At 73.5% G+C, this 21,549-nt stretch carries 19 protein-coding genes and 1 riboswitch; of the genes, 10 read left to right on the top strand and 9 right to left on the bottom strand.

Going from position 1 to position 21,549, the window contains the following annotated elements:
- Window positions 1-96 precede the first annotated feature (96 nt).
- Genes CLT75_RS09980 through CLT75_RS09970 form a run of 3 tightly spaced genes read left to right on the top strand, consistent with a single transcriptional unit; the run spans window position 97 to window position 3,715 of the window.
- Window positions 97-1,776, top strand: coding sequence for an extracellular solute-binding protein (locus CLT75_RS09980; RefSeq protein WP_135240542.1), 1,680 nt, complete (start codon window positions 97-99; stop codon window positions 1,774-1,776).
- The gene (locus CLT75_RS09975; RefSeq protein WP_135240541.1) at window positions 1,773-2,798 is read left to right on the top strand and encodes an ABC transporter permease subunit; all 1,026 of its coding nucleotides are present in this window, start codon (window positions 1,773-1,775) and stop codon (window positions 2,796-2,798) included. Before CLT75_RS09980 ends, CLT75_RS09975 begins: the two co-directional genes overlap by 4 nt.
- Window positions 2,795-3,715: a carbohydrate ABC transporter permease gene (locus CLT75_RS09970; protein WP_135240540.1), complete on the top strand. Its 921-nt coding sequence runs from the start codon at window positions 2,795-2,797 to the stop codon at window positions 3,713-3,715. The genes CLT75_RS09975 and CLT75_RS09970 overlap by 4 nt, the downstream gene beginning before the upstream one ends.
- A 13-nt stretch (window positions 3,716-3,728) precedes the next feature.
- On the opposite strand, the gene CLT75_RS09965 is transcribed toward CLT75_RS09970, so the two are convergent.
- The 6 genes from CLT75_RS09965 to CLT75_RS09945 all read right to left on the bottom strand — a co-directional run bounded on the left by CLT75_RS09965 (window position 3,729) and on the right by CLT75_RS09945 (window position 8,803).
- The gene (locus CLT75_RS09965) at window positions 3,729-4,466 is read right to left on the bottom strand and encodes an amino acid ABC transporter ATP-binding protein (RefSeq protein WP_135240539.1); all 738 of its coding nucleotides are present in this window, start codon (window positions 4,464-4,466) and stop codon (window positions 3,729-3,731) included.
- Complete coding sequence (locus CLT75_RS09960; protein ID WP_135240538.1) at window positions 4,463-5,239, bottom strand: amino acid ABC transporter permease; 777 nt, start codon at window positions 5,237-5,239, stop codon at window positions 4,463-4,465. Before CLT75_RS09960 ends, CLT75_RS09965 begins: the two co-directional genes overlap by 4 nt.
- Before the next feature lie 38 nt (window positions 5,240-5,277).
- Window positions 5,278-6,132, bottom strand: coding sequence for an ABC transporter substrate-binding protein (locus tag CLT75_RS09955; RefSeq protein ID WP_135240537.1), 855 nt, complete (start codon window positions 6,130-6,132; stop codon window positions 5,278-5,280).
- A 110-nt stretch (window positions 6,133-6,242) separates the two neighbouring features.
- Window positions 6,243-6,368 carry a hypothetical protein gene (locus CLT75_RS33120; RefSeq protein ID WP_013286752.1) on the bottom strand — a complete coding sequence of 42 codons (126 nt, stop codon included), beginning with the start codon at window positions 6,366-6,368 and terminating at the stop codon, window positions 6,243-6,245.
- A gap of 33 nt (window positions 6,369-6,401) precedes the next feature.
- A riboswitch (SAM riboswitch) is annotated at window positions 6,402-6,512 on the bottom strand.
- Window positions 6,513-6,567: 55 nt separating this feature from the next.
- On the bottom strand, window positions 6,568-7,218 hold the full coding sequence (locus CLT75_RS09950; RefSeq protein WP_135240536.1) for a hypothetical protein: 651 nt from the start codon (window positions 7,216-7,218) through the stop codon (window positions 6,568-6,570).
- A 109-nt stretch (window positions 7,219-7,327) separates the two neighbouring features.
- Window positions 7,328-8,803, bottom strand: coding sequence for an NAD(P)/FAD-dependent oxidoreductase (locus tag CLT75_RS09945; RefSeq protein WP_135240535.1), 1,476 nt, complete (start codon window positions 8,801-8,803; stop codon window positions 7,328-7,330).
- Between the two features lie 180 nt (window positions 8,804-8,983).
- On the opposite strand from CLT75_RS09945, the gene CLT75_RS09940 reads away from it, so the two are divergent.
- On the top strand, window positions 8,984-10,246 hold the full coding sequence (locus CLT75_RS09940; protein ID WP_135240534.1) for a hypothetical protein: 1,263 nt from the start codon (window positions 8,984-8,986) through the stop codon (window positions 10,244-10,246).
- Between the two features lie 64 nt (window positions 10,247-10,310).
- Window positions 10,311-10,763 carry a hypothetical protein gene (locus CLT75_RS09935; protein ID WP_135240533.1) on the top strand — a complete coding sequence of 151 codons (453 nt, stop codon included), beginning with the start codon at window positions 10,311-10,313 and terminating at the stop codon, window positions 10,761-10,763.
- A 43-nt stretch (window positions 10,764-10,806) separates the two neighbouring features.
- Here CLT75_RS09935 and CLT75_RS09930 read toward each other — a convergent pair whose 3' ends face one another.
- Window positions 10,807-13,356 (bottom strand): hypothetical protein, encoded by a 2,550-nt coding sequence (locus tag CLT75_RS09930; RefSeq protein ID WP_135240532.1) that lies wholly within the window; start codon window positions 13,354-13,356, stop codon window positions 10,807-10,809.
- On the bottom strand, window positions 13,353-14,687 hold the full coding sequence (locus tag CLT75_RS09925) for an SWIM zinc finger family protein (protein ID WP_135240531.1): 1,335 nt from the start codon (window positions 14,685-14,687) through the stop codon (window positions 13,353-13,355). The genes CLT75_RS09930 and CLT75_RS09925 overlap by 4 nt, the downstream gene beginning before the upstream one ends.
- A gap of 59 nt (window positions 14,688-14,746) precedes the next feature.
- Between CLT75_RS09925 and CLT75_RS09920 the strand changes: the two genes are divergently transcribed.
- On the top strand, window positions 14,747-15,289 hold the full coding sequence (locus CLT75_RS09920; protein ID WP_135240530.1) for a GNAT family N-acetyltransferase: 543 nt from the start codon (window positions 14,747-14,749) through the stop codon (window positions 15,287-15,289).
- Window positions 15,290-15,326: 37 nt separating this feature from the next.
- Window positions 15,327-15,737: a hypothetical protein gene (locus CLT75_RS09915; RefSeq protein WP_013286745.1), complete on the top strand. Its 411-nt coding sequence runs from the start codon at window positions 15,327-15,329 to the stop codon at window positions 15,735-15,737.
- 44 nt (window positions 15,738-15,781) lie between these two features.
- Here CLT75_RS09915 and pgi read toward each other — a convergent pair whose 3' ends face one another.
- Window positions 15,782-17,416 (bottom strand): glucose-6-phosphate isomerase, encoded by a 1,635-nt coding sequence (gene pgi / locus CLT75_RS09910; RefSeq protein WP_135240529.1) that lies wholly within the window; start codon window positions 17,414-17,416, stop codon window positions 15,782-15,784.
- Window positions 17,417-17,663: 247 nt separating this feature from the next.
- On the opposite strand from pgi, the gene CLT75_RS09905 reads away from it, so the two are divergent.
- The 3 genes from CLT75_RS09905 to CLT75_RS09895 all read left to right on the top strand — a co-directional run bounded on the left by CLT75_RS09905 (window position 17,664) and on the right by CLT75_RS09895 (window position 21,543).
- Window positions 17,664-19,601 carry an ABC transporter ATP-binding protein gene (locus CLT75_RS09905; protein ID WP_135240528.1) on the top strand — a complete coding sequence of 646 codons (1,938 nt, stop codon included), beginning with the start codon at window positions 17,664-17,666 and terminating at the stop codon, window positions 19,599-19,601.
- Window positions 19,602-19,678: 77 nt separating this feature from the next.
- Window positions 19,679-20,728 carry an aldo/keto reductase gene (locus CLT75_RS09900; protein WP_135240527.1) on the top strand — a complete coding sequence of 350 codons (1,050 nt, stop codon included), beginning with the start codon at window positions 19,679-19,681 and terminating at the stop codon, window positions 20,726-20,728.
- 272 nt (window positions 20,729-21,000) lie between these two features.
- Window positions 21,001-21,543 carry an RNA 2'-phosphotransferase gene (locus CLT75_RS09895; RefSeq protein WP_135240526.1) on the top strand — a complete coding sequence of 181 codons (543 nt, stop codon included), beginning with the start codon at window positions 21,001-21,003 and terminating at the stop codon, window positions 21,541-21,543.
- Window positions 21,544-21,549 lie beyond the last annotated feature (6 nt).

Here is a 21,549-nt window from a genome sequence, read left to right as displayed (position 1 = left end):
ATGCGGTCCGCCCTTGTGCAAGCTCACGGTCCTGATTAGTTTGTTGACCATCCATACGAACTAATCCACTGCGCTTCCCTTCCCGAAGGGGGACCGATGACCGCGCACCACCCCGACCCGGGCTCCTCCCGCCGCCGCTTCCTCGGCCTGGTCGGCCTCGGCGTGGCCGCCACCGCCACCGGCCCGCTGCTCGCCGGCTGCTCGGAGAAGCCGGCCGGCTCCGGCGCCGCCCAGAACCTCGACGCCGTCTCCGGCCTGCTGCCCACCCGCAAGGACCTGCCCGGCGGCATCAAACCCGACATCACCGGTACGCGCCCGGTGCCCGACGGCTACACCAGCTACCCGGCGAACCTCGTCGACGCCATCACCGACAAGCCCGGCACCAGCGGCAAGCAGGTCACCGCCATGACCCCCGCCTGGGGACCGGCGCCGCCCGGAGCCGCGCAGAGCGCCTACCTCCAGGCCGTGAACGCCGAGCTGGGCGTGCCCGTCAACTTCACCATCCAGGACGGCAACACGTACGCCGACAAGCTCAACGCGATGCTCGGCGCGCGGGACGTACCGGACCTGCTGTGTGTGCCGGGGTGGGAGGTGGAGAAGATCCCGCGCTTCGCCGAGGCGATCAAGGTGCTCTTCGAGGACCTGACCGACCACCTCAAGGGCGACGCCGCCGGCGCGTACCCGATGCTGGCGAGCTTCCCCACCGGGGCCTGGCGGCGTGCGGTGTGGAACGAGCGGATCATGTCCGTCCCCAACCCCACGGACGGCCCGTTCCCGTGGGCGCTGTTCACCCGCAAGGACGTGCTCGACGCGCGCGGCCTGGGCGTGCCGTCGAACCTGGACGACCTGCTCGCCGCGGCCAAGCAAGTCACCGACCCGGCGCGCAAGGTGTGGGCGTTCAACGACGTCTTCGCCATGATCCAGATGTTCCACAAGGTGCCGGGCCACAAGGGCGGGTGGCGGGTCAAGCCGGACGGCACGCCCGAGTTCAAGTACGAGACCCCGGAGTTCCGCCGCGCGCTGGAGATCATGGCCAAGATCTACGCGGACGGCCTGGTTCACCCGGACGTCGTGGCCAGCAAGGGCGCGGACGCCAAGCAGCTGTTCGCCAAGAACGGCGCGATCGTGTTCCTCCAGGACGGCGTCGGCTTCTGGCAGGGCGCCCAGGCCGAGCACCAGAAGACCAACCCCAAGCTGAACATCCAGCCGGTGCCGGTCTTCTCCGCCACCGGGGGCGACCCGCTGGTCTGGGGCGACGACGAGCCCATCTCCTACACGTTCGTCAAGAAGGGCCTCGGCAAGGACCGGGTCCAGGAACTGCTGAGGATCATCAACTGGTGCTCCGCGCCGCTGGGCAGCCAGGAGGCCCAGCTGCGCGACTTCGGTGTGGCGGGCAAACACCACACCCCGTCGCCGAACGGTCCCGTGAAGACCGACCTGGCGTTCAAGGAGATCGCCAACCAGTACTTCTTCATCAGCGGCCGCAACCCCACCATCGGGCCGTTCCCGGACACCCCGCGCTTCGTGCCGGACGTGCTCGCGTACTCCAACGAGATGGTCAAGCACATGGAGCCCAACCCCTGGGGCGGGGTGAAGCTGGAGATGCCCGCGGCCTACAAGGCCAACCAGGTGCCCACCGAGGACAAGTTCACCGACGTGCTGCGCGGTCGCCGTCCGCTGAGCGACGTGGACGCCATCGTCGCGGAGTGGAAGGCGAACGGCGGCGAGGAGGCCCGCAAACTGCTCGCCGACTCGCTGCCCAAGGAGGGCCGGTGAACGAGCCGGCCGTCCTGGCCGGGCCCGAACGGGCCCGGCCGGACGCGCCGGCCCCACCGGGCCGCCCGCCCCGACGCCGCCCGTCCCGCCGCCGGGTGCCGCTGCGCACCCGGCTGCGCCGGGACTGGCAACTGCTCGCCATGGTGGCGCCCGGCGTCCTCGTCCTGCTGATCTTCAGTTACCTGCCGATCGCCGGCAACGTGATCGCGTTCCAGGACTACAACCCCTACCTGGGCGACAACCCGTGGCAGGCGTTCCTGCACAGCGACTGGATCGGCTTCGGGCAGTTCCAGCTGCTGTTCGACGACCCGGCGTTCTGGGACGCGTTCCGCAACACGCTGGCGATCACCGCGTTCCAGCTCGTCTTCTTCTTCCCGCTGCCGATCCTGCTGGCGATCGCGCTGCACAACCTGCTGTCCAGCCGGCTGCGCGGGCTGATCCAGACGATCGTCTACCTGCCGCACTTCTTCAGCTGGGTGCTGGTGGTGACGTTCTTCGTCGCGATGCTCGGCGGCGCCGGGCTGCTCGCCCAGAGCATGCGCGAGGCCGGGATGCAACCGTGGAACGTGATGACCAACCCGGACACGTTCATCGTCCTGGTCACCGTCGAGGCGGTGTGGAAGGACGTCGGCTGGGGCACCATCGTCTTCCTCGCCGCGCTGTCCACCATCGACCAGAACCTCTACGAGGCCGCCGCAGCGGACGGCGCCGGCCGGTGGCGGCGGCTCTGGCACATCACGCTGCCCGGCCTGCGCCCGGTGATCGTGCTGCTGCTCATCCTGCGCCTGGGCGACGCACTCTCGGTCGGCTTCGAGCAGTTCCTGCTGCAACGCGACGCCGTCGGCCGGCAGGCCGCCGAGGTGCTCGACACCTTCGTCTACCACTTCTCCATCGCCACCGGGAACTACGGCTACGGCGCCGCGGCCGGACTGTTCAAGGCCGTCATCGGGCTGGTGCTGATCCTGGCCGCGAACCGCGTGGCGCACATGCTCGGCGAACGAGGGATCTACTCCAAGTCATGACCACGCTGATCCGCCGGGCGTCCGGCACCCGATCCCGCCGGCCGGTGTGGCAGGAACCGCCCACCCCGGTCGGCCAAGGGCTCAAGGCCGTCATGCTCACAGTGCTGGTGGCGGGCGTGCTGTTCCCGCTCTGGGTGATCCTGGTGACCAGCCTCTCCTCGCGGGAGACCATCGCGCGGGCCGGCGGCCTGGTGGTCGTGCCCCGGGGGATCGACACGTCCGCGTACGAGACGATCTTCGCCGGCGGGGCGGTCACCCGGGCGCTGTGGATCAGCACGCTGGTCACCGTCTTCGGCACCGCCATCGCGCTGACCGTCACCGTGCTCGCCGCGTACGGGCTGTCCCGGCCAGGCTCGCTGGGCCACCGCTGGCTGCTGGCGTACTTCCTGATCCCGTTCCTGGTCTATCCGCCGCTGGTGCCGCGCTACCTGGTCGTCACCGGGCTGGGCCTGAAGGACACCATCTGGGCGCTGGTCCTGCCGCCGGCGATCAGCGTGTTCAACCTGGTCGTGGTGCGCGGGTTCTTCCAGGGCATCCCGTCGGAACTGCTGGACAGCGCCCGCATCGACGGCGCGAGTGACTTCCGGACGCTCGCGCGCATCGTGCTGCCGCTGTCCCGCGCGGTGATCGCCGTGGTCGGCCTGTTCTATGCGGTCAGCTACTGGAACGTCTGGTTCGACGCGCTGCTGTTCATCGACCGCAACGACATGTACCCGATCCAGCGGGTGCTCCAGAGCTACCTGCTGGCCGGGCAGGCCCCGCACACCTCCGGCGCGAGCAGCGGGGTGACCATGCCGCCGACCGAGGCGATCAAGATGGCGGTGGTGGTGCTGACCGTCGCGCCGATCGTCGCTGTCTACCCGTTCATCCAGCGGCACTTCGTCAAGGGCGTGCTGATCGGCGCGGTGAAGGGCTGAGGCCGCGGGTCTGTCACAGCACCTGGGACAGGAAGCGTCGCAGCCGCGGGTGCTCCGGTGCCTCGAACACCGCCTCCGGCGGCCCGGCCTCCAGCACCACGCCCGCGTCCATGAACGCCACCGTGTCGGCGACGCTGCGCGCGAACCCCATCTCGTGGGTGACCACGACCATCGTCATCCCGGCGGCGGCCAGGTCCGCCATCACCGCGAGCACACCCTTCACCAGTTCCGGGTCCAGCGCGCTCGTCGCCTCGTCGAACAGCATCACCTGCGGGCGCAGCGCGAGCGCCCGCGCGATGGCGACGCGCTGCTGCTGGCCGCCGGAGAGCTGCGCGGGCCGCGCGTCCGCCTTGCCGGCCAGGCCGACCAGGTCGAGCTGGGCGCGGGCCAGCGCCACCGCCTCGTCCTCGCTCAGCTTCTTGAGCTTGCGCAGCGCCAGCGTGATGTTGCGCAGCACGCTCAGGTGCGGGAACAGGTTGAACTGCTGGAACACCATGCCGACGCGCTGGCGCAGCGCGTCCGGGTCGTCGCGCAGCACGCTGCGCCCGTCCAGCAGCACGTCACCCCGGTCCGGCTCGATCAGCCGGTTGATGGTGCGCAGCAGCGTCGACTTGCCGGAGCCGGACGGGCCGATCACGCAGGCCGCCCGGCCCCGGGCCACGTCCAGGTCCGCGCCGCGCAGCACCCGGTGCGCGCCGAAGGCCAGGTGCACGTCACGGACGGCCAGGCTGACCGAGGTCGTGGTGGTCATCGCGGGTCCTTTCCGGACGGGGTGAGATCCGCCGGCTCGGCGTCGGGCTCGGGCTCGGGCGGCGCGGCCGGGCGGCCCTGCCGCAGGCGCCGGTCCAGCCAGTTCACCGCGTGGGTCAGCGGCACGGTCAGCACCAGGTAGAACAACCCGGCCAGCAGCAGCGCGGACTGGTTGCCGGTGTTGGCCGCGTAGTCCTGCCCGATCCGGAACAGCTCCCGCTGGCTGGCCAGCAGGCCGAGGAAGTAGACCAGGCTGGAGTCCTTGATCAGTGCGATGAGCTGGTTGACCCAGGCGGGCAGCACCCGGCGTACGCCCTGCGGGATGATCACCAGGCGCATCGCCTCGCCCCAGGAGAAGCCCAGCGCCCGCGCGCCCTCCAACTGGGCGGCCTCCACGCTCAGGATGCCGGCTCGGAAGATCTCACCGAGGTAGGCGGCGGCGATCAGGGACAGCGCCAGCACGCCCAGCGGATAGGGGTTCGGGCCCCACACCTGCATGCCGAGCGGCGCCAGGCCCACGCCGATGAGCAGGATGGTCGCCGCGGCCGGCAGGCCGCGGAACACGTCGGTGTAGACCCGCGCCGGCCACCGCAACCATCGGGTACGCGAGATGCCGGCGACGGCCAGCAGCATGCCCAGCACCGAGCCGAGCAGGGCGGCGGAGACCGCCAGGGTGAGCGTGTTGGGCAGCCCGACGGTGAGCATCTCGGGCAGCGCCTCGCGCATCGAGTCCCAGTCGAAGAACGTCTCCCACAGCGTGCTCAGTGGATCCATGTCCGCTCCGTCCGCCCCGCTCGTGCTCGGTTACCGGTTCAGGAGGCGGCCGACGGCGACGGCACCGCCACCGACCCGCTGCCCGGCTTGAAGTCGGCCGGGACCGGCCGCCCCGGGTAGTACTCGGCCTGCAGGCGGCTCCACGTGCCGTCGGCGATGACCTCGTCGAGGCCCTTGTTCAGCGCCTCGCGCAGCTTGTCGTCGCCCTTCGCCACCGCGTACGCGGTCGGGGTGGGGCTGAGCTGCTTCGCCGCGACCTTGATCTTGCCGTTGCTGTCGGCGGCGGACTTGTCGCCGATCTCGGCCGGGGCGATCCAGGCGTCAGCGGTACCGGCCTTGAGCTGGTTGATCGCGCTGTTGTAGTCGGGCACCCGCACCGGGTCGAGGTTCTGCTTGGTGGCGTAGTCGTCCTGCACGGTGCCCTGGACCACCACCACGCGCTTGCCGGCGAGCTGGTCGAAGCCGGTGATCGAGGAGCCGGCGGGCACGTCCAGGCCGAAGTAGCCGAAGTCGTAGCCGTTGCCGAAGTCCACTGTCTTCTTGCGTGCCTCGGTGATCGTGATCGAGGAGCTGCCCACGTCGAACTTGCCGCTGTTGACCTGCGCGAGAAGGCCGGAGAAGTCGGTGCCGACGAACTCCACCTTCAGGTCGATCTTGGCGGCCACGGCACGCAGCAGCTCGTTGTCGAAGCCGGTGAACTTGCCGTCCTTGAGGAAGACGTTCGGCGGGGCGTCGGTGAGCGTGCCGGCGCGGATCACGCCGGGCTGGAGCAGGCCGTACGGGTTGTCGGCCGCGGCGGTGTCGTCGTTGCCGCAGGCGGTGAGCGCGGTGACGGCGAGCAGGGCGGCCGCGCCGACGGCGGCGGCACGGGTCAGGGCGGTACGGAAACGCACGATGTCTCTCCAGAGTGGATGGACGCGCGAGGTGCGCGTCGGCGCCGGCCCGACGGACGGACGGCCGGGCCGGAGAAGGGCGGATCGGGAAAAGGAGGGGTGGCGCTCGCTCAGCGCGCGAGGCGACAGGCGTCGCTGCACACCCGCATCAGGTCGACGTGGCGGCGCTTGACCAGCGCGAAGCGGGCCGGGTACGCGGCGACGTCGCCGGACGGGGTGGAGGGTGGTGCGGACATCGGTCTCCCTGGTCTGTTGCTGACCTGGGTGCCAGGCCACGCTTGCACCGGCGGCTGCCGGTGCCTGGTCTTCACCCGGGGCACCCCACCGCGGAGGAGGGTTGCCGGCCAGCGAGCCGGGGCTTCGCGCTGGCGCTCATGACCTGCCCAGAAGGCTAGCAGCACCGCCGCGGCGGTCGTCCAGCGGTTATGACCACCCTCACGCGCAGGGGCCTCCAGCCGGTTCCGTTCCGGCCGGACCGCGGAGCCGGTCCTCGATGTCCGGGATGACGAAGCAGATCTCCAACGTCTTCAACTCGGCCCAGAACCGCAGCACGACGCTCCGCCAGGCGGCGCCACCCGCGACGGCGAGCAGAGCCGGCCCGGCGAGGACCGTCGCGGTCCCGCCGAACCCGCGACCGGCTTCGACCACGGCCAGGACCGCGCCGAGAAGCAGCGGCACCGTGGCGTTCCGCATCATCAGCCCGATCGCCCGCATCCGCGTCGCCTCGGCGGCCACCTCGCGGTTGTGCAACTCGGCCGCGGCGAGCAGCACCCCCCAGGGCGCGGTGAGCATCCGCGAGCCGGCCGCGCCGAGGGCCTGCTCCGCGAACACCCGGCGGGCGTCGAATCGGCCCCAGTTCCAGAACGGCAGCGCCCGGTCGACGACACGACCGAGGCCGTACGTGGCATTGCCCAGCACGTAGGCGAGCAGCAGGGCCAGGAGCAGGAGCAGCGGCGTGGGCTGTCGGCTCAGGTCGTCCAGCCGCACCCAGTCCTGCCGGACCGCGAGGTAGGCGGACAGCGTGAGGTAGAGCGACCCGGGGGTGAGGTAGGTGAAGAGGTCGAAGATGCCGATGCTGAAGGTCATCAGTCCTCGCAGGGCCCGGAGGTGGCGACGCCGGAAGGGGGCCGGTCCCGGTCCACGCTAGGTGACCGGCACAACGCCGCCCGTCACGACCACCTCACGCGCCGGGGCCTCACCGCCGGGCCGGGACGACCGGCGCGTCCCGGCCCGTGCCGTGCCGCGACGGGCTGCGCTGCTCGTGGTAGTCCTGCTCGACGTTGACGGTCCAGACGTCGTGTTCCGCGCCGTGCGCGATGTTCTCCGCGGTCAGCATCGCCGTCAGCATGGAGTGGTCGGCGTTGTTGTACCGGTGCATGCCGTTGCGGCCGACCGGGTGCACGTTCGGCACGTTCGCTGCGAGCCAGTCCCGGATCACGTCGACGTTGCGCTGGTACCGCTCGTCGTAGACCGGGTACGCCTTCGGCATCCGGACCACGTAGCCCGCCTCCACGCACCCGGGCTTCACCAGACCCAGCCGCTCCAGCTCGGCGGTGGCGAACGCGATCAACTCGGCGTCCGGCGTCCGCCACATCTCGTCGCCCTCGAACACGAAGTACTCCAGCCCCAGGCAGGTCCGCCCGTCCTTCACCAGGTACGGCGACCAGGAGCCGAAGTTCTGGATCCGGCCCACCCGGGCCGCCGGGTCGTGCACGTAGATCCAGTTGTCCGGGAACGAGAATTCCTCCGGCACCACCAGCGCCACGGTCAGGAAGTCCCGGTACCGCAGGTCGTCGGCGGCGGCCCGCACCTCGGGCGGCGCCTCCGGGCGCATGGCCCGCACCAGCGCGGAGATCGGCATCGAGGAGATCACGTGCGCGGCCGGCTCGGTGCGTTCCCCGCCCGCGTCGGCCACCGTCACGGCGGTGGCCCGCCGCGCCGCCGGATCCCGGTGCACCTCGGTTACCCAGACGCCGGTACGAACGGTGCCGCCGCGCTTGGCGACCTCCTCGGCGCACCGCTCCCACATCATCCCCGGGCCGTGCTTCGGGTACTGGAACTCCTCGATCAGGCTCGTCACGTCCGTGCGGTTGCGCCGGGGCAGCAGCGCGTTGCGCATCGCCGTGGCCAGTGACAGATTCTTGATCCGCTGGGCCGCCCAGTCGGCCTGCAACCGGTCCGCCGGCATCCCCCAGACCTTCTCCGTGTACGTCTTGAAGAAGATCGAGTAGAGCCGCCAGCCGAACCGCGCCGACACCCACCCCTCGAAGTGCGACTGGTCCTTCGGCGGGCGCAGCCGGGCCCGGCCGTACGAGCCCAGACAGCGCACCGCCTCGAGCAGGCCGAGGTTGCGCAGCGCGTTGCCGGCGCTGAGCGGGTAGTCGAACAGCGCGCCCCGGTAGTAGATCCGGCTCATCCGCGGCCGGAGCAGGAAGTCCTCGTCGGGGAGGATCTCGTGCCAGAAGTCCTCGACCCGGGACACCTTGGTGAAGAAGCGGTGCCCGCCGATGTCGAAGCGCCAGCCGTCGCGCTCCACCGTCCGGCTGATCCCGCCGACCACGTCGTCGGCCTCGTAGACCCGGACCGGCTCGCCGTGCCGCAGCAGCTCGTACGCGGCGGTCAGCCCCGCCGGCCCCGCCCCGATGATCACGGTCCCGTCGCCGTCGCCCATGCCGTACGCGCCTCCCGCCTGCCGATGCGGCAGCGCGCATACCCACCCTGACGGCGTCCTCACCTGCCGGTATGCGCCGATCCGCGACGGCTGCGCGGGTGTGGACCGGTCCGGACGGGGAACGCGCACCGGGTTTTGCGGCCGGGTGAGTCGGCCCGAGGGCCGGACGGTGGGAGCGCGATGGCGGACGAACGGCGGGCCGACCCCGGCGACACGGCCCGGCCCGATCGCCCGGCGCGCGCCGGGCGTACCCGGTGGTGGTCGCGGGCAGCTTCGGTCGCTCGCCGGGTGCCCGAGCCGTGGGGATTCGTGCTCGCCGTCTTCGCCGGCTCGAAGCTCGTGCTCAGCCTGATCGGCGTGCTGGTGCTCACCGCCTGGGACGGGGTGCCTGGTGCGCCGCCGCCCGGCGAGACCGCGATGCGGGCCCAGCAGGACGCGATCTCGTCCCACCGCTGGTTCTCGCTCTGGTTCGCCTGGGACTCGTTCCTCTACGAGCACCTGGCCCGGCTGCCGCTGGACCGGCCCTGGCCGGACTTCGGCTTCCCGCTGCTCTACCCGTTCCTGGCCCGGCCGATCGCGCCGCTGCTCGGCGGGCACACCGCATGGGCGCTGCTGCTCGTGAGCAACGTGGCGCTGGTGTTCCAGCTCTACTACGCGTACCGGCTGGGGGGCCGGCTGCTCGGCGCTGCGGGACCGGCCGGCGGCCGGCGAGCGGTCCGGTACCTGCTGCTCCTGCCGACGGCGTTCCTGTTCCAGGCGGCGCTCACCGAGTCGCTGTTCGTCTGCCTGGCGCTGGCCGCCTTCTGGTACGCCGAGCGGAGTCGCTGGCTGCTCGTCGGCGTCGTCGGCTACTTCCTGGCGATGAGCCGCTCGGTCGGCTTCCTCGTGGTGGTGCCGCTGGCGCTGGTGCTGCTGCGCGAGCACGGCTGGCGGGCCGGACCCCGGGCCTGGCCGCGCCTGCTGCGGCGGGGCTGGCCGCTGCTGCTGGTCCCGGCGGGCTGGCTGACGTTCATGGCGTTCTGCCGCTGGCAGAGCGGCGACTGGTTCGCCTACCAGCACGCCCAGGAGACCGGCTGGGGGATCCGGCTGCAGAACCCGCTCGGGACCGCCGCGTCCGCGCTGACCGGCGGTAACTCCGCCGACGCGCTGCGGGTCTGGATCGCGGTGGCGACGCTGGCCGTGGCGGTCGTCGGGCTGCGCCGCCGCGCCGACTGGCCGTACCTGGTCTACACGCTCGTCACGGTGCTGGTGCCGCTGTCGATGGGGCCGCCGGTGTACAAGAGCCTGCTGCGCTACCTGCTCGCCGCCTTCCCGGTCGCGTTCGTCCTGGCCCGCTGGGCGCGGCGGCGCGGCGTCGACGGCTGGCTCACCGCCGCGCTGGCGCTGCTCCAGGGCGCGTTGTTCGCGGTGTGGCTCACCTACTGGACCCACCTGATCATCTGACCGCCGCGGCTGTGGCCGCGGGCGCTGCCCGGCGGGACGGCCGGGCGGGCCGCAGAATGGGCGGATGAACGACCGGCGGGTGACACTCGACGACCTCGGCGCCTGGTTGATCAAGGGAAACGCGGACGCGGTGGACCTGACGGCCCGCGTCGCCGCCGACCCGCGTGTGGCCGGCTGGTGCGTCCGTCCCGGCTACCGGGTACGCCTCATGCGCGCCGGCCAGCCGGTGGTGTTCTGGGCCAGCGGCAGCAGGGGCCGGGCGCCGTACGGCGTGTGGGGCGTCGGCCGGATCGCCGCCGCTCCCGAGCCCGGGACGCCGGGCCAGCCGTGGACCGCGCCGCTGGACCTGACGATCCTGGACGAGCCCCTGCGGGTACGCCGTGACCTGCTGCGCGCCGACCCGCGGCTGGCCGGTGCGGAGGTGTTCCGGCAGCCGCAGGCGGCCAACCCGTCCTACCTGACAGTCGCCCAGTTCGACGCGCTGCGCGGCTACCTGCCCCGGGACAGCGGCACCTGACCGGTCCGCCCGGTGCGGGTGCCCGCGCAGTCGGCGGCCCGGCTCAGGCGACCAGGGCGGCGGTGAGCCGGCGGGCCTCGGCGGCCAGCCGGCTGCCGCCGCCCCGGGCCACCACGTCGGCCAGCCCCGGTACCTCGATCCGCACGCCCGTCGCGGCCGCCGTCTCCGCCGCCAGCGCCAGCAGGTCGGGCGTGCCCCGGGGCGGCGTCGGCGCGGCCAGCAGCGGCGGCAACGCCGCGGCGAGCAGCCGCCACACGCTCAGCGGGGCGCCCGCCGCCACCGCGTCGTGCAGCGGCGTGACCGCCCGGGTCAGCGTCACCTGCCCGCCGGCCGCCAGCGCGCCGAGGTGCCCGCCGGTCGCCGGCGCGTCCAGGTCACCTGCGGCGGCCAGGATCAGCACCGCGTCGAGCGCGGCCACCCGGTCCGCCTCGTGGCGGGCGCACAGCCCGTAGGCCAGCGCCAGATCGAGGGCCGGTCCGCCCGCGCCCGTGCACTCGGCCAGCACCGGTAGGGCGGCGGCGTGCCCGAGGGTGTCCTCCTGCGCCGCGCCGGCCACCTCGGGCAGCAGGTGGGCGGCGACCACGCCCCGATGCCCGGGCAGGACGGCCGGCCAGACGTCACCCCAGCCGTCGGTCCACCGGCCGATCGGCGTGGGCGTCAGGGTGAGCAGGCCGAGCCGGTCCTCGACGCCGTCCGGCGGGGTGAGCGCGACGAGCGTCCGGCCCTCGGGAAGCTGCTCGTAGCCCCAGTCGTACCCGGCCGACCGCGCCCGCCGGCCCACCGTCACCACCTGCTGAGCCGGTGCCGGAACGGCGTCGCCGCGCAGCCAGCGGGCCAGCTCGTCACCGGCCGGCGTGCGCAGCGCCGCGGCGCGCTCGGCAAGCGGCTCGTCGACGCCGGCCGGCAGGCGCAGCAGGGCCTGCGCGAGATCCCAGCGCCACACCGGACGGTCACCCAGCGCGGCCAGCCGTTCGTAGAGCGCCACCGGCTCGATCGCCCCGGTGACCGAGGTCGGCGCGGCCAGCAGGCCCGCATCGTCGCGGCCGTCCAGCCGCTGCCCGATCTCGGCCAGCCGGGCGCAGGCGAGCTGGACGGGCGCGGGCCGGCGGGTGGCCGGAACCGGCGGACCACCCCGGAACGGGAGCGGCGCGCGTGGGCGGGACTCGGCCAGCAGCGTGCTCCACTGGTCGCGGCGGGTCGCCGCCTCGGCCTCGCCGCAGACGGCCAGCAGGAGCCCGTGCATCTGGACCGACTGGTTGAACACCGACCAGGGATGGTCGTACGCGCCGACCCGCTCGCGGCGGACCACAGGCAGGAGCGCCGCCGCGAGCCGCTCGCGGTCGGCGGTGCCGAGCCGGACCAGCCCGTCCATGACGCGTTCCGTCGTCAGCGCGGGCCAGCGTCGGCCGAGCGACGCCGCGACCTCCTCCACCAGCTCGTCCACGTCCTGGATCGGCGGCGGCGCGGCCGCCGCCGGCAGCGGCGGCGGCAGGTCGTCGCGGGCCTCGGCCACGATGACGACGGCCACCGGCCGGTGACCGTGGCGCGCCGCCAGCGCCAGCGCGCGCTCGCGCAGGCCGGCGTCGGGATGGCCGGCCGCGACGGCGAGCACCGCGCCGATCTCCGGGGCCTGATCCGGGTGCTGCCGGGCCAGCCGGTCGAGCCAGGACACCTGCGCCCGGACCAGCGCCTTCTCCGGCCGGGCCAGCACCGTTCGAGCGGCCTCCCACAGCGCCTCCGGCTCGGCGACGTCACCGGCCTGCCGCAGCGTCCGCTGGGCGGCGCTGGCCACCGGCCCGGGGCCGTCGGCGAGCAGCCGCAGATAGGCGCTCGACCGCACCGCCACCTCGTCCGGGGTCGGCGCCAGCAGGTCGTGCAGGACCAGGAACGGGCGCAGCGCGCCCGGCCGGTCGCCGCGCAACAGCCGGCCGAGGACGCCGTTGAGCAGGACCGCCCGGTCGAGCCGCCCTTCCGCCGCCAGCGCCACCAGCGCCCGGGGCAGCGCCTCCGTGCCCGTACCGTCGCCGCGGGCCAGCTCGGTGCCCACCCCGTCCACCTCGAACAGGCGCGGCAGCAGCGCGTCGAGGAACGGGTCCGCGCGCAGCCGGTCCACAGTCGGCGGGCGCGTCCCGCGCGGATCCGGCCAGCCCTGCGCCGCGGCCCAGCCTCGCACGAAGTCGTCCCCGGTCGGCGGCGGCGCCTTCTCGGCCGTCAGGAGGCCGGCGACGAACCGCCAGCCCGCGACCATCCGGTCCCGGGGGAGCCGGTCGGCCAGCTTGTACGCCACCTCGGCCAGCCAGGTCACCCCGCGTTCCCGGGCGACGTCGACCACCGGTGCCGCGTCGACGCCGCTCAGCCAGACCGAGCGGCGGCCGAGCAGCGCGGCCACCTTCGTCGGGGTGCTCAGCGTCCCCACCGCCGCGACCGCCAGCGTCGCCGCCTCGCCCCGCCACCACCAGGCGTCCCGCCTGCGGCGCACCTCGGCGACCAACTCGTCGCCGAGCGCCCGCCGGGCCGGCTCGTCCAGCCCGGCCAGGGCGGACCGGACCTGCGACATCCGGCCGTGCACCACCGCCTCGACGAAGCCGGTCACGACAGCGCCCCCACCGGCGCCGCGACCATCGACACGGCCAGCGCGTGCCGGCACGGCCCCCGCTGCCCGCGGTGCCGCGCCCACCAGCGGCAGGAACAGGAGTACGCGCCGTCCGGGTGCCGGCGTACCCGGTAGGTGTCGGCGTCGGTGCGGACCGTCGCGTTCTCGCCGTCGCGCTCGACGGCGCCGCGCTCGACGAGCGCCCGCGCGCCGACCAGCCGGGGGTTGTCCCGCTCCGCGCGGCCCGCGTCGTAGGGCATCACCCGGTGGAAGTACGCCCCGTCCGCCACGTCGTACCCGACCCGCCCGGCGGTGCCCAGCTGGGCGAGCGCGGCACGCACCCGCTCGTCGGGCAGCGCGGCGGCATCGGCCAGCGCGGCCACGTCGATCGCCGGATCCCAGTTGAGCAGCGCGCCCACCAGCTCCGCGTCGTCCACCACGTCGTCACCGGCGAGCGCCGCCAAGGCCGCGCCCTCACCGGAGAACCCCCGGTACGGCTCGGGGGACAGCGTCAGCGACACCCGCAGCGCCCCGGTGTCCAGCTCCCACGTGCTCGGCACGGCCGGCGACCCGGCGCGCACCGCCGGGCCGTACACCCGCAGGGTGCGCGCGTGCCGCAGCACGCCGCGCAGCGCCGCGAGCCGGCCCGCGCCGGCCAGGCAGACAGCGCCCGGCACCGGGCGGGAGGTCAGCCGCAGCGTACGCCCGGCGGGCACCGCCCACAGCACACTGCGGTCGTTCGCGGCGGGTAGCCGGCGCAGGAACGCCGCCGCCTCCGCCGCCGCGATCTCGGTGCGCGGCTCGAAGCCGGCGGTGAGCACGTGCACCTCGGCGAAGCCGCGCAGCCAGCGGCCGGGCAGCGGTACCTTCCGCTCGACCACCGAGCGGTCCATGGTGGAGACCGTCAGGTCGTCCGGGCCGACCGCCACATGCAGCGGCTCGATGCCGCCCACCCGGGCCAGCGCCTCCCGCAACGGCGGGTTCACGTCCACGTTCGTGGTGCCGTGGCCGCTGATCTCCCCGTCCAGCCCGGCCGGCAGCACGTCCATCCGCGCGTACACCCCGCAGCAGCCGGAGAACGACTCGAACCGCAGGCGACCGCGGCTGCCGGTGACCACCGGGTCCAGGCTGGCCGGGTTGACCGGCTGGTGGTAGCGGGTGCGGGCCACCTCGGCGACGGCGAGCAGCCCGGCCGCCGACGCGGCCGGGGCGGTGAGGAACCCGGCGAAGAAGCGCGGGTTGGCCGCCGGGCCGCCACAGGTCTGCAGATCGAGCCCGGCGGCGCGCAGCGCGGACGGCTGAAGGTATCGGTACGTCTGGACGGCGTTCACGGCGCAGACCGTAGAGGGACCGACCGACAAAAGCGCGACGGTCCTGCTAGCTTCCCCTGATGTTCGCCCACGCCCTCACCGACGACGCCGAGCTGCGTCCACTGTCGCCCTGGCACGCCGACGAGTTCCTGGCCAACCTCGACCGCTGCCGCGACCACATCTCGCCCTGGGTCGGCGCGTCCTTCGTCGCCACCGACGCCGAGTCGGCCCGCAAGGTCCTCCAGGCGTACGCCGACCGGTGGGCCCGCGACGACGGCGGCATCTGGGGCATCTGGCAGCGCGGCACGCTCGTCGGCGGCGTGCTGTTCGTGTCGCTGAGCACCGAACGCGGGGTGTGCGAGGCCGGCTGCTGGCTGGAACCCGGCGCCGAGGGGCAGGGCCTGGTCACCCGCGCCGCCCGCTTCGTCATCGACTGGGCGGTACGAGAGCGCGGCATCCACCGCGTCGAGTGGGTCACGAAGGCCGGCAACGACCGCAGCGTCGCCGTCGCGCGGCGGCTCGGCATGAGCCGCGACGGCGTCATGCGCGGCGCCGCGCCGACGCCCGACGGCCGCGCCGACCTGGAGGTCTGGTCCGTGCTGGCACCGGAGTGGACCGCCTGACCGGGAAATTGTCGTACCCGGACGTGAACATCTGTCCATGGCTGTCCCCGCACTGGCCGACCGGTCCCCCCAGCCGCGCGCCCTGCCGCTGCGCGAGGTCCGCACCCGGCTCACCCAGCTCGTCTCCCTGGCCGAGCTGACCGACACCGTCACAGTCGTCACCCGCGACGGCGATCCCCGGCCGGTCGCCGCGATCGTGCCCGCGTCCGCCGCCCGCACCGGCGCCCAGGCCCGCGCCGACGCCGAACGCGTCGCCGCGATCAGCGCCGGCTGGGCCCGCCGCCTGGAGGAGCTGCACCGGCAGTCCAGCCGGCGGCACGCCGCCGAGCTGCGGGCGCTGGCCGACGCGCTCGCCGAGGCGTGGGCCGAACTCGACCGCCGCGCGCCGGCCGGCGACGCGGCGCTGACCCGGCTGCGCGCCGCGCACGCCGACCTGCTGCGCCGCTGACCCGTGGCGTCCCGCCCGGTGTACGCGGGACGCCACGGCGTGCGTCAGCTCCGGCCGCGCTCGGCCCGGTAGCGGCGGATCAGCTCGGCGGTCGAGGTGTCCACGTCGGCCAGGTCCGGGTCCGGCCCGGTGAGCTTCGGCGCGAGCTGGCTGGCCATCACCTTGCCCAGCTCCACACCCCACTGGTCGAAGGCGTTGATGTCCCAGATCGCGGCCTCGGTGAACGTGATGTGCTCGTAGAGCGCGATCAACTGACCCAGCGTCGCCGGGGTGAGCTTCGGCGCCAGGATCGAGGTGGTCGGGTGGTTGCCCGCCATCACCCGGTGCGCCACCGCCTCGGGCGCGGTGCCCTCGGCCTCCACCTGCTCCCGGGTCCGCCCGAACGCCAGCGCGGCGGTCTGGGCGAAGAAGTTCGACATGAACAGGTCGTGCATGTCGCCCAGGTCGTGGTTGGGCCGGCTGAACGCGATGAAGTCCGCCGGGATCAGCCGGGTGCCCTGGTGGATGAGCTGGTAGAACGCGTGCTGGCCGTTGGTGCCCGGCTCGCCCCAGAAGATCTCCCCGGTCGGGTACGTCACCGGCGAGCCGTCGACGCGTACCGACTTGCCGTTGCTCTCCATGGTGAGCTGCTGGAGGTAGGCGGGGAACCGGTGCAGGTACTGCGAGTAGGGCAGCACCGCGTGGGTCTCCGCGCCGAGGAAGTCGGTGTACCAGACGTTGAGCAGGCCGAGCAGCACCGGCACGTTGCGCTCCACCGGTGCGGACCGGAAGTGTTCGTCGACCGCGTGGTAGCCGGCCAGCATCTCGCGGAACCGGTCCGGCCCGATCGCCAGCATCACCGACAGGCCGACCGCGGACGGCAGCGAGTAGCGGCCGCCCACCCAGTCCCAGAAGCCGAACATGTTCTCCGGGTCGATGCCGAAGTCCCGGACCCGCTGCTCGTTGGTGCTGACCGCGACGAAGTGGCGGGCCACCGCGTCGTCGTCCGCGTCCAGTCCGGCGAGCAGCCAGCGCCGCGCCTGGTCGGCGTTGGCGAGCGTCTCCTGGGTGGAGAACGTCTTGGACACCACGACGAACAGCGTGCTCGCCGGGTCCAGGTCGGCGGTCTTGTCGTGGATGTCGGTCGGGTCGATGTTCGACACGAACCGGCAGCTGATGCCCGCGTCCCGGTACGCCTTCAGCGCCTCGTACGCCATCACCGGCCCGAGGTCGGATCCGCCGATGCCGATGTTGACCACGGTGGTGATCCGCTCGCCGGTGTGGCCCCGCCACGAGCCGGAGCGCACGCGCTGCGCGAACGCCGACATGCGGTCCAGCACGGCGTGCACGTCGGCGACCACGTCCTGGCCGTCCACGGTGAGCGACGCGTCCGCCGGCAGGCGCAGCGCGGTGTGCAGCACCGCCCGGTCCTCGGTGACGTTGATGTGCCGTCCGGCGAACATGGCCGCGATCCGGTCGGTCAGGCCGACCCGCTCGGCGAGCGCGCCGAGCAGCGCGATCGTCTCGTCGGTGACGAGGTTCTTGCTGTAGTCCACGTGCAGGTCGGCGACCTCACCGGTGAGCCGCTCACCCCGCTGCCCGTCGGCGGCGAACAGGTCGCGCAGGTGCGTGGCGCGCATCGCCTCGGCGTGCTTGCGCAGCGCCTGCCATTCGTCGGTGGTGGTGACGTCCACAGCCATCGGGTCGATCTTCTCCTTCACGACGGGCGGTCGGCCGGCGCGCGCCGGCGAACCCCACAAGCCTGCCACCCGGACCGGTCGCGCGCGACGCGACCCGGCGGCGACCACCGTGCGGGCGGGTCTTTCCGGTCACCGCCGCGGGACGCGCCGTTGGGACGCCTGTACGACACGCCGACTACTGAGTGACATCCTTCGATAGCGGAGCGTAGTATCCAGCGTTGCTGCCCGAACGCGTCGAGGGGGTGCCATGGCCGGGGTGATCCACCCTCGTCCGCCGTCCGACCCGGAGGAGCCGGCCGGGGAGACGACCCTGCCCGAGCTCGTCGATCCGCACTGGATGCACCGGGCCACCGAGCTGGCCCACACCGGATTCTGGTCGGTGGCACGCCGGCTGCCCGCGTTGATCCGCGAGGCGATCAGCCTCGCCTGGGCGACCAGCCGCCGGGACACCGCCGCGTCGCTGGGCCTCAACGTCGCCGCCGGCGTGCTCACCACGCTGGGCCTGCTCGCCACCACCGGAGTGCTCCACCAGCTGTTCGCGGCCGGCCCGACACCGGACCGCATCCGGGCGGCGCTGCCGGCCCTGACGCTGGCGGCGGCCGCAGTGGCCGGGCGCGGCGCGCTGACCATCGCCGCCGGATGGGCGCAGGCCCGGCTCGTACCCCAGATCAACTTCACAGTGGAGCGGCGGCTGTTCGAGACGACCTCAGCGGTGGAGCTGGCGGCCTTCGACGACGCCGGCTTCGCCGAGGAGATGGACCGCGCCCGCGACCGCGGACTGGTCGAGGCGGGCTCCCTGGTCAACGACACGGTCAACCTGGTCACCGGCGTGGTCGGCGTGATCGCCACGGCAACCGCCGTGACGATCATCCACCCGCTTCTGCTGCCCTGCCTGATCGTCGCCGCCGCTCCGGAGGCGGTGACGGCGGTGCGGATGGCCCGTCGCCAGCACGTCGACTGGCTCGCCCGGATCACCCGGCGGCGACGCAAGTGGATGCTGGGCGACCTGATGGCCAACCGGCACACCGCGGCCGAGATCCGCGCGTACCAGATGCGCGACTTCCTGCTCTCCGAATACCACCTCATGACACGCCTGGAGACCCGCGCCGAACTGCGCCTGGCCCGCGCGCAGACGGTCACCCGGGCGATCGGCCTGTCCATCACCGGCATCGCCACGTTCGGGCTCTACGTGGTGCTGGGCGCGTTGCTCGTCGGGGGCGTGGTGGCGCTCGCGGCCGCCGCCACCGCGCTGCTCGCGCTCCAGTCCGCGCGTACGAGCCTGCGCACCGCCATCTTCGCCACCAACTCGCTCTACGAGGACGCCCTCTACTACCAGGACTACCGCGACTTCCTCGACCGGGCGACCCGGCGGATCCCGGCCGGCGGGCACCTGCCAGTCGACGGGTTCACGCGCATCGACGTCGACCGGGTCAGCCTGCGCTACCCGGACACCGACAGCGCGGCGGTCGACGAGGTCAGCCTCACGTTCCGGCGCGGTGAGGTGATCGCGCTGGTGGGGGAGAACGGCTCCGGCAAGACCACGCTCGCGAAGCTGATCGCCGGCCTCTACCGGCCCACCGGCGGCACGATCCGCTGGGACGGCGTGGACGCCGCCGAACTGGACCCACGCCGGACCGCCGCCCAGGTCGCGGTGATGAGCCAGGACTGGTGGAGGTTCCCGTTCACCGCCCGGCAGAACATCCGCGTCGGCCGCCACGACCGCGCCGGCGCGCAGGGACCCAGCGTGGAGACCGCCGCCCGCGACGCCGCCGCGCACGACATGATCAGCGAGCTGCCGTTCGGGTACGACACGCTGCTGGACCGGCAGTTCAAGGACGGGCAGGACCTGTCCGGCGGGCAGTGGCAGCGGCTGGTGGCCGCACGCGGCCTCTACCGCGACGCCCGGCTGCTGATCTGCGACGAGCCGTCCGCCGCGCTGGACGCGCGTGCCGAGCACGCCCTCTTCCAGCACCTGCGGCGGCACCCGGACCGGGCCGTCGTGCTGATCACCCACCGGCTCGCGAACGTCCGGCACGCCGACCGGATCTTCGTGATGGACCACGGCCGGCTCGTGCAGTCAGGCGACCACGACACCCTCATGGCGCAGGGCGGGCTCTACCGCGAGCTGTTCGAGTTGCAGGCGGCCGGCTACCTCGCCGGCAGCGCGGAACCCGCCGACGGTTGACCTCCAGCGCACTCGAACTCCTACCGTGACCGGACCGCGCGCCACCCGGCCGGCGCGGTGCAACCCAGGGAGTTCACATGCGCTATCGCGTCCTCGGCGGCACCGGCATCGAGGTCAGCGTCCACTGCCTCGGCACCATGATGTTCGGCGCGGTCGGCAACCCCGACCACGACGACTGCGCCCGGATCGTCCACGCGGCACTCGACCGCGGAATCAACTTCGTGGACACCGCCGACATGTACTCGGCCGGCGAGTCGGAGGAGATCGTCGGCAAGGCCCTGCGCGGCCGGCGCGACGACGTGGTGCTCGCCACGAAGGTCCACTTCCCGATGGGGGAGGGGCCCAACCGGGGCGGCAACTCGCGGCGCTGGATCGTCCGGGAGGTCGAGGACAGCCTGCGCCGGCTGGGCACCGACTGGATCGACCTCTACCAGGTGCACCGTCCCGACCACACCACCGACGTCGAGGAGACGCTCGGCGTGCTCACCGACCTGGTCCGGGCCGGGAAGATCCGCGCGTTCGGCTGCTCGACGTTCCCGGCCGAGGAGATCGTGGAGGCGCACCACGTCGCCGAACGGCGGGCGCTCGGCCGGTTCCGCACCGAGCAGCCGCCGTACTCGATCCTGGCCCGCGGCATCGAGACGTCGGTACTGCCGGTGTGCCGCCGCTACCGGATGGGCGTGCTGGTGTGGAGCCCGCTGGCCTCCGGGTTCCTGTCCGGCCGCTACCGGCAGGGGAAGCCCGTCGACCTCGGTGCGGGCCGGCCGGCACTCACCCCGGCCCGGTTCGACCCGGCGCTGCCGGGCAACGCCGCGAAGTACGCCGCCGTGGAGGAACTGGTCGCGCTCGCCGGCGAGGTGGGCTGCACGCTGCCGCAGCTCGCCGTGGCGTTCACCGCCGCGCACCCGGCTGTCACCTCGACCATCATCGGACCGCGCACGATGGAGCAGTTGGACGCGCTGCTGGCCGGGGCGGAGTTGACGCTCGACGACGCGGTGCTGGACCGCATCGACGAGATCGTGCCACCGGGCACGAACCTCTACCAGCCCGACGGCGTCTGGTCCCCGCCCACGCTGACCGACCCGTCCCACCGCCGCCGCCCTCTCCCCGAGCGGGCCGCAGCCTGACCCACGTGTTTGCCGCCCGCCCGGTCCCGCCCGCTCACCCGCCCTTCCGTCCGTCCCGCCTCCGTCCCGACCCTCGGCTCCCCGGCTCGTCGATCATGGGCTTCCTGCCCCGGCAAAGAGCGCGAACCGGGCACCCGAGGGGCCGAAACCGCAAGATCGACGGGGCGGGGCGGGGCGGGGCGGGGCGGGGGAGGCGGGGCCGGGAGGGGGAGGGGGAGGGCGGGCAGGGGAACTGCGTCGACAGGGGACGGCTGCGGAATCACACTGGGCGGGTGGAACATCGCGATCTTGTTCGGGTGAGCAAGCGGCTGTCGCTGGCGTTGCGGCACCGGCCCGACGCGTACGGGCTGCGACTGGACCGGGCCGGCTGGGTACCTGTGGCCGACGTGCTCGCCGGGCTGCGGATCACCCGCGCCCAACTGGACGCCGTGGTCGCGGGCAACGACAAGCAGCGCTTCGCGGTGGAGGCCGGTCCGGACGGGGCCGACCGGATCCGCGCCAACCAGGGCCACTCCGTCCCGGTCGACCTCGGCCTCACCCCGGCCGCGCCGCCGCCCCGGCTGTTCCACGGCACCGGCGAGGCCGTGCTGGACGCGATCCGGGCGCAGGGGCTGCGCCGGGGCGGGCGGCACCACGTACACCTGTCGCCTGATGTGGCGACGGCCCGGCGCGTCGGTGCGCGCCGGGGCGGCGCGGTGGTGGTGCTGACAGTGGACGCGGCGGCGATGGCCGAGGCCGGGTACCTGTTCTACCGCTCGGCGAACGGGGTGTGGCTCACCGACACGGTGCCGCCGCCCTACCTCGGCACCACCTGAGCGCCG

The sequence above is a fragment of the Micromonospora sp. CNZ285 genome, from assembly GCF_004637285.1.
Note: the sequence above shows the minus strand (reverse complement) of the source record. Positions and strands in the feature narration are given on the sequence as shown.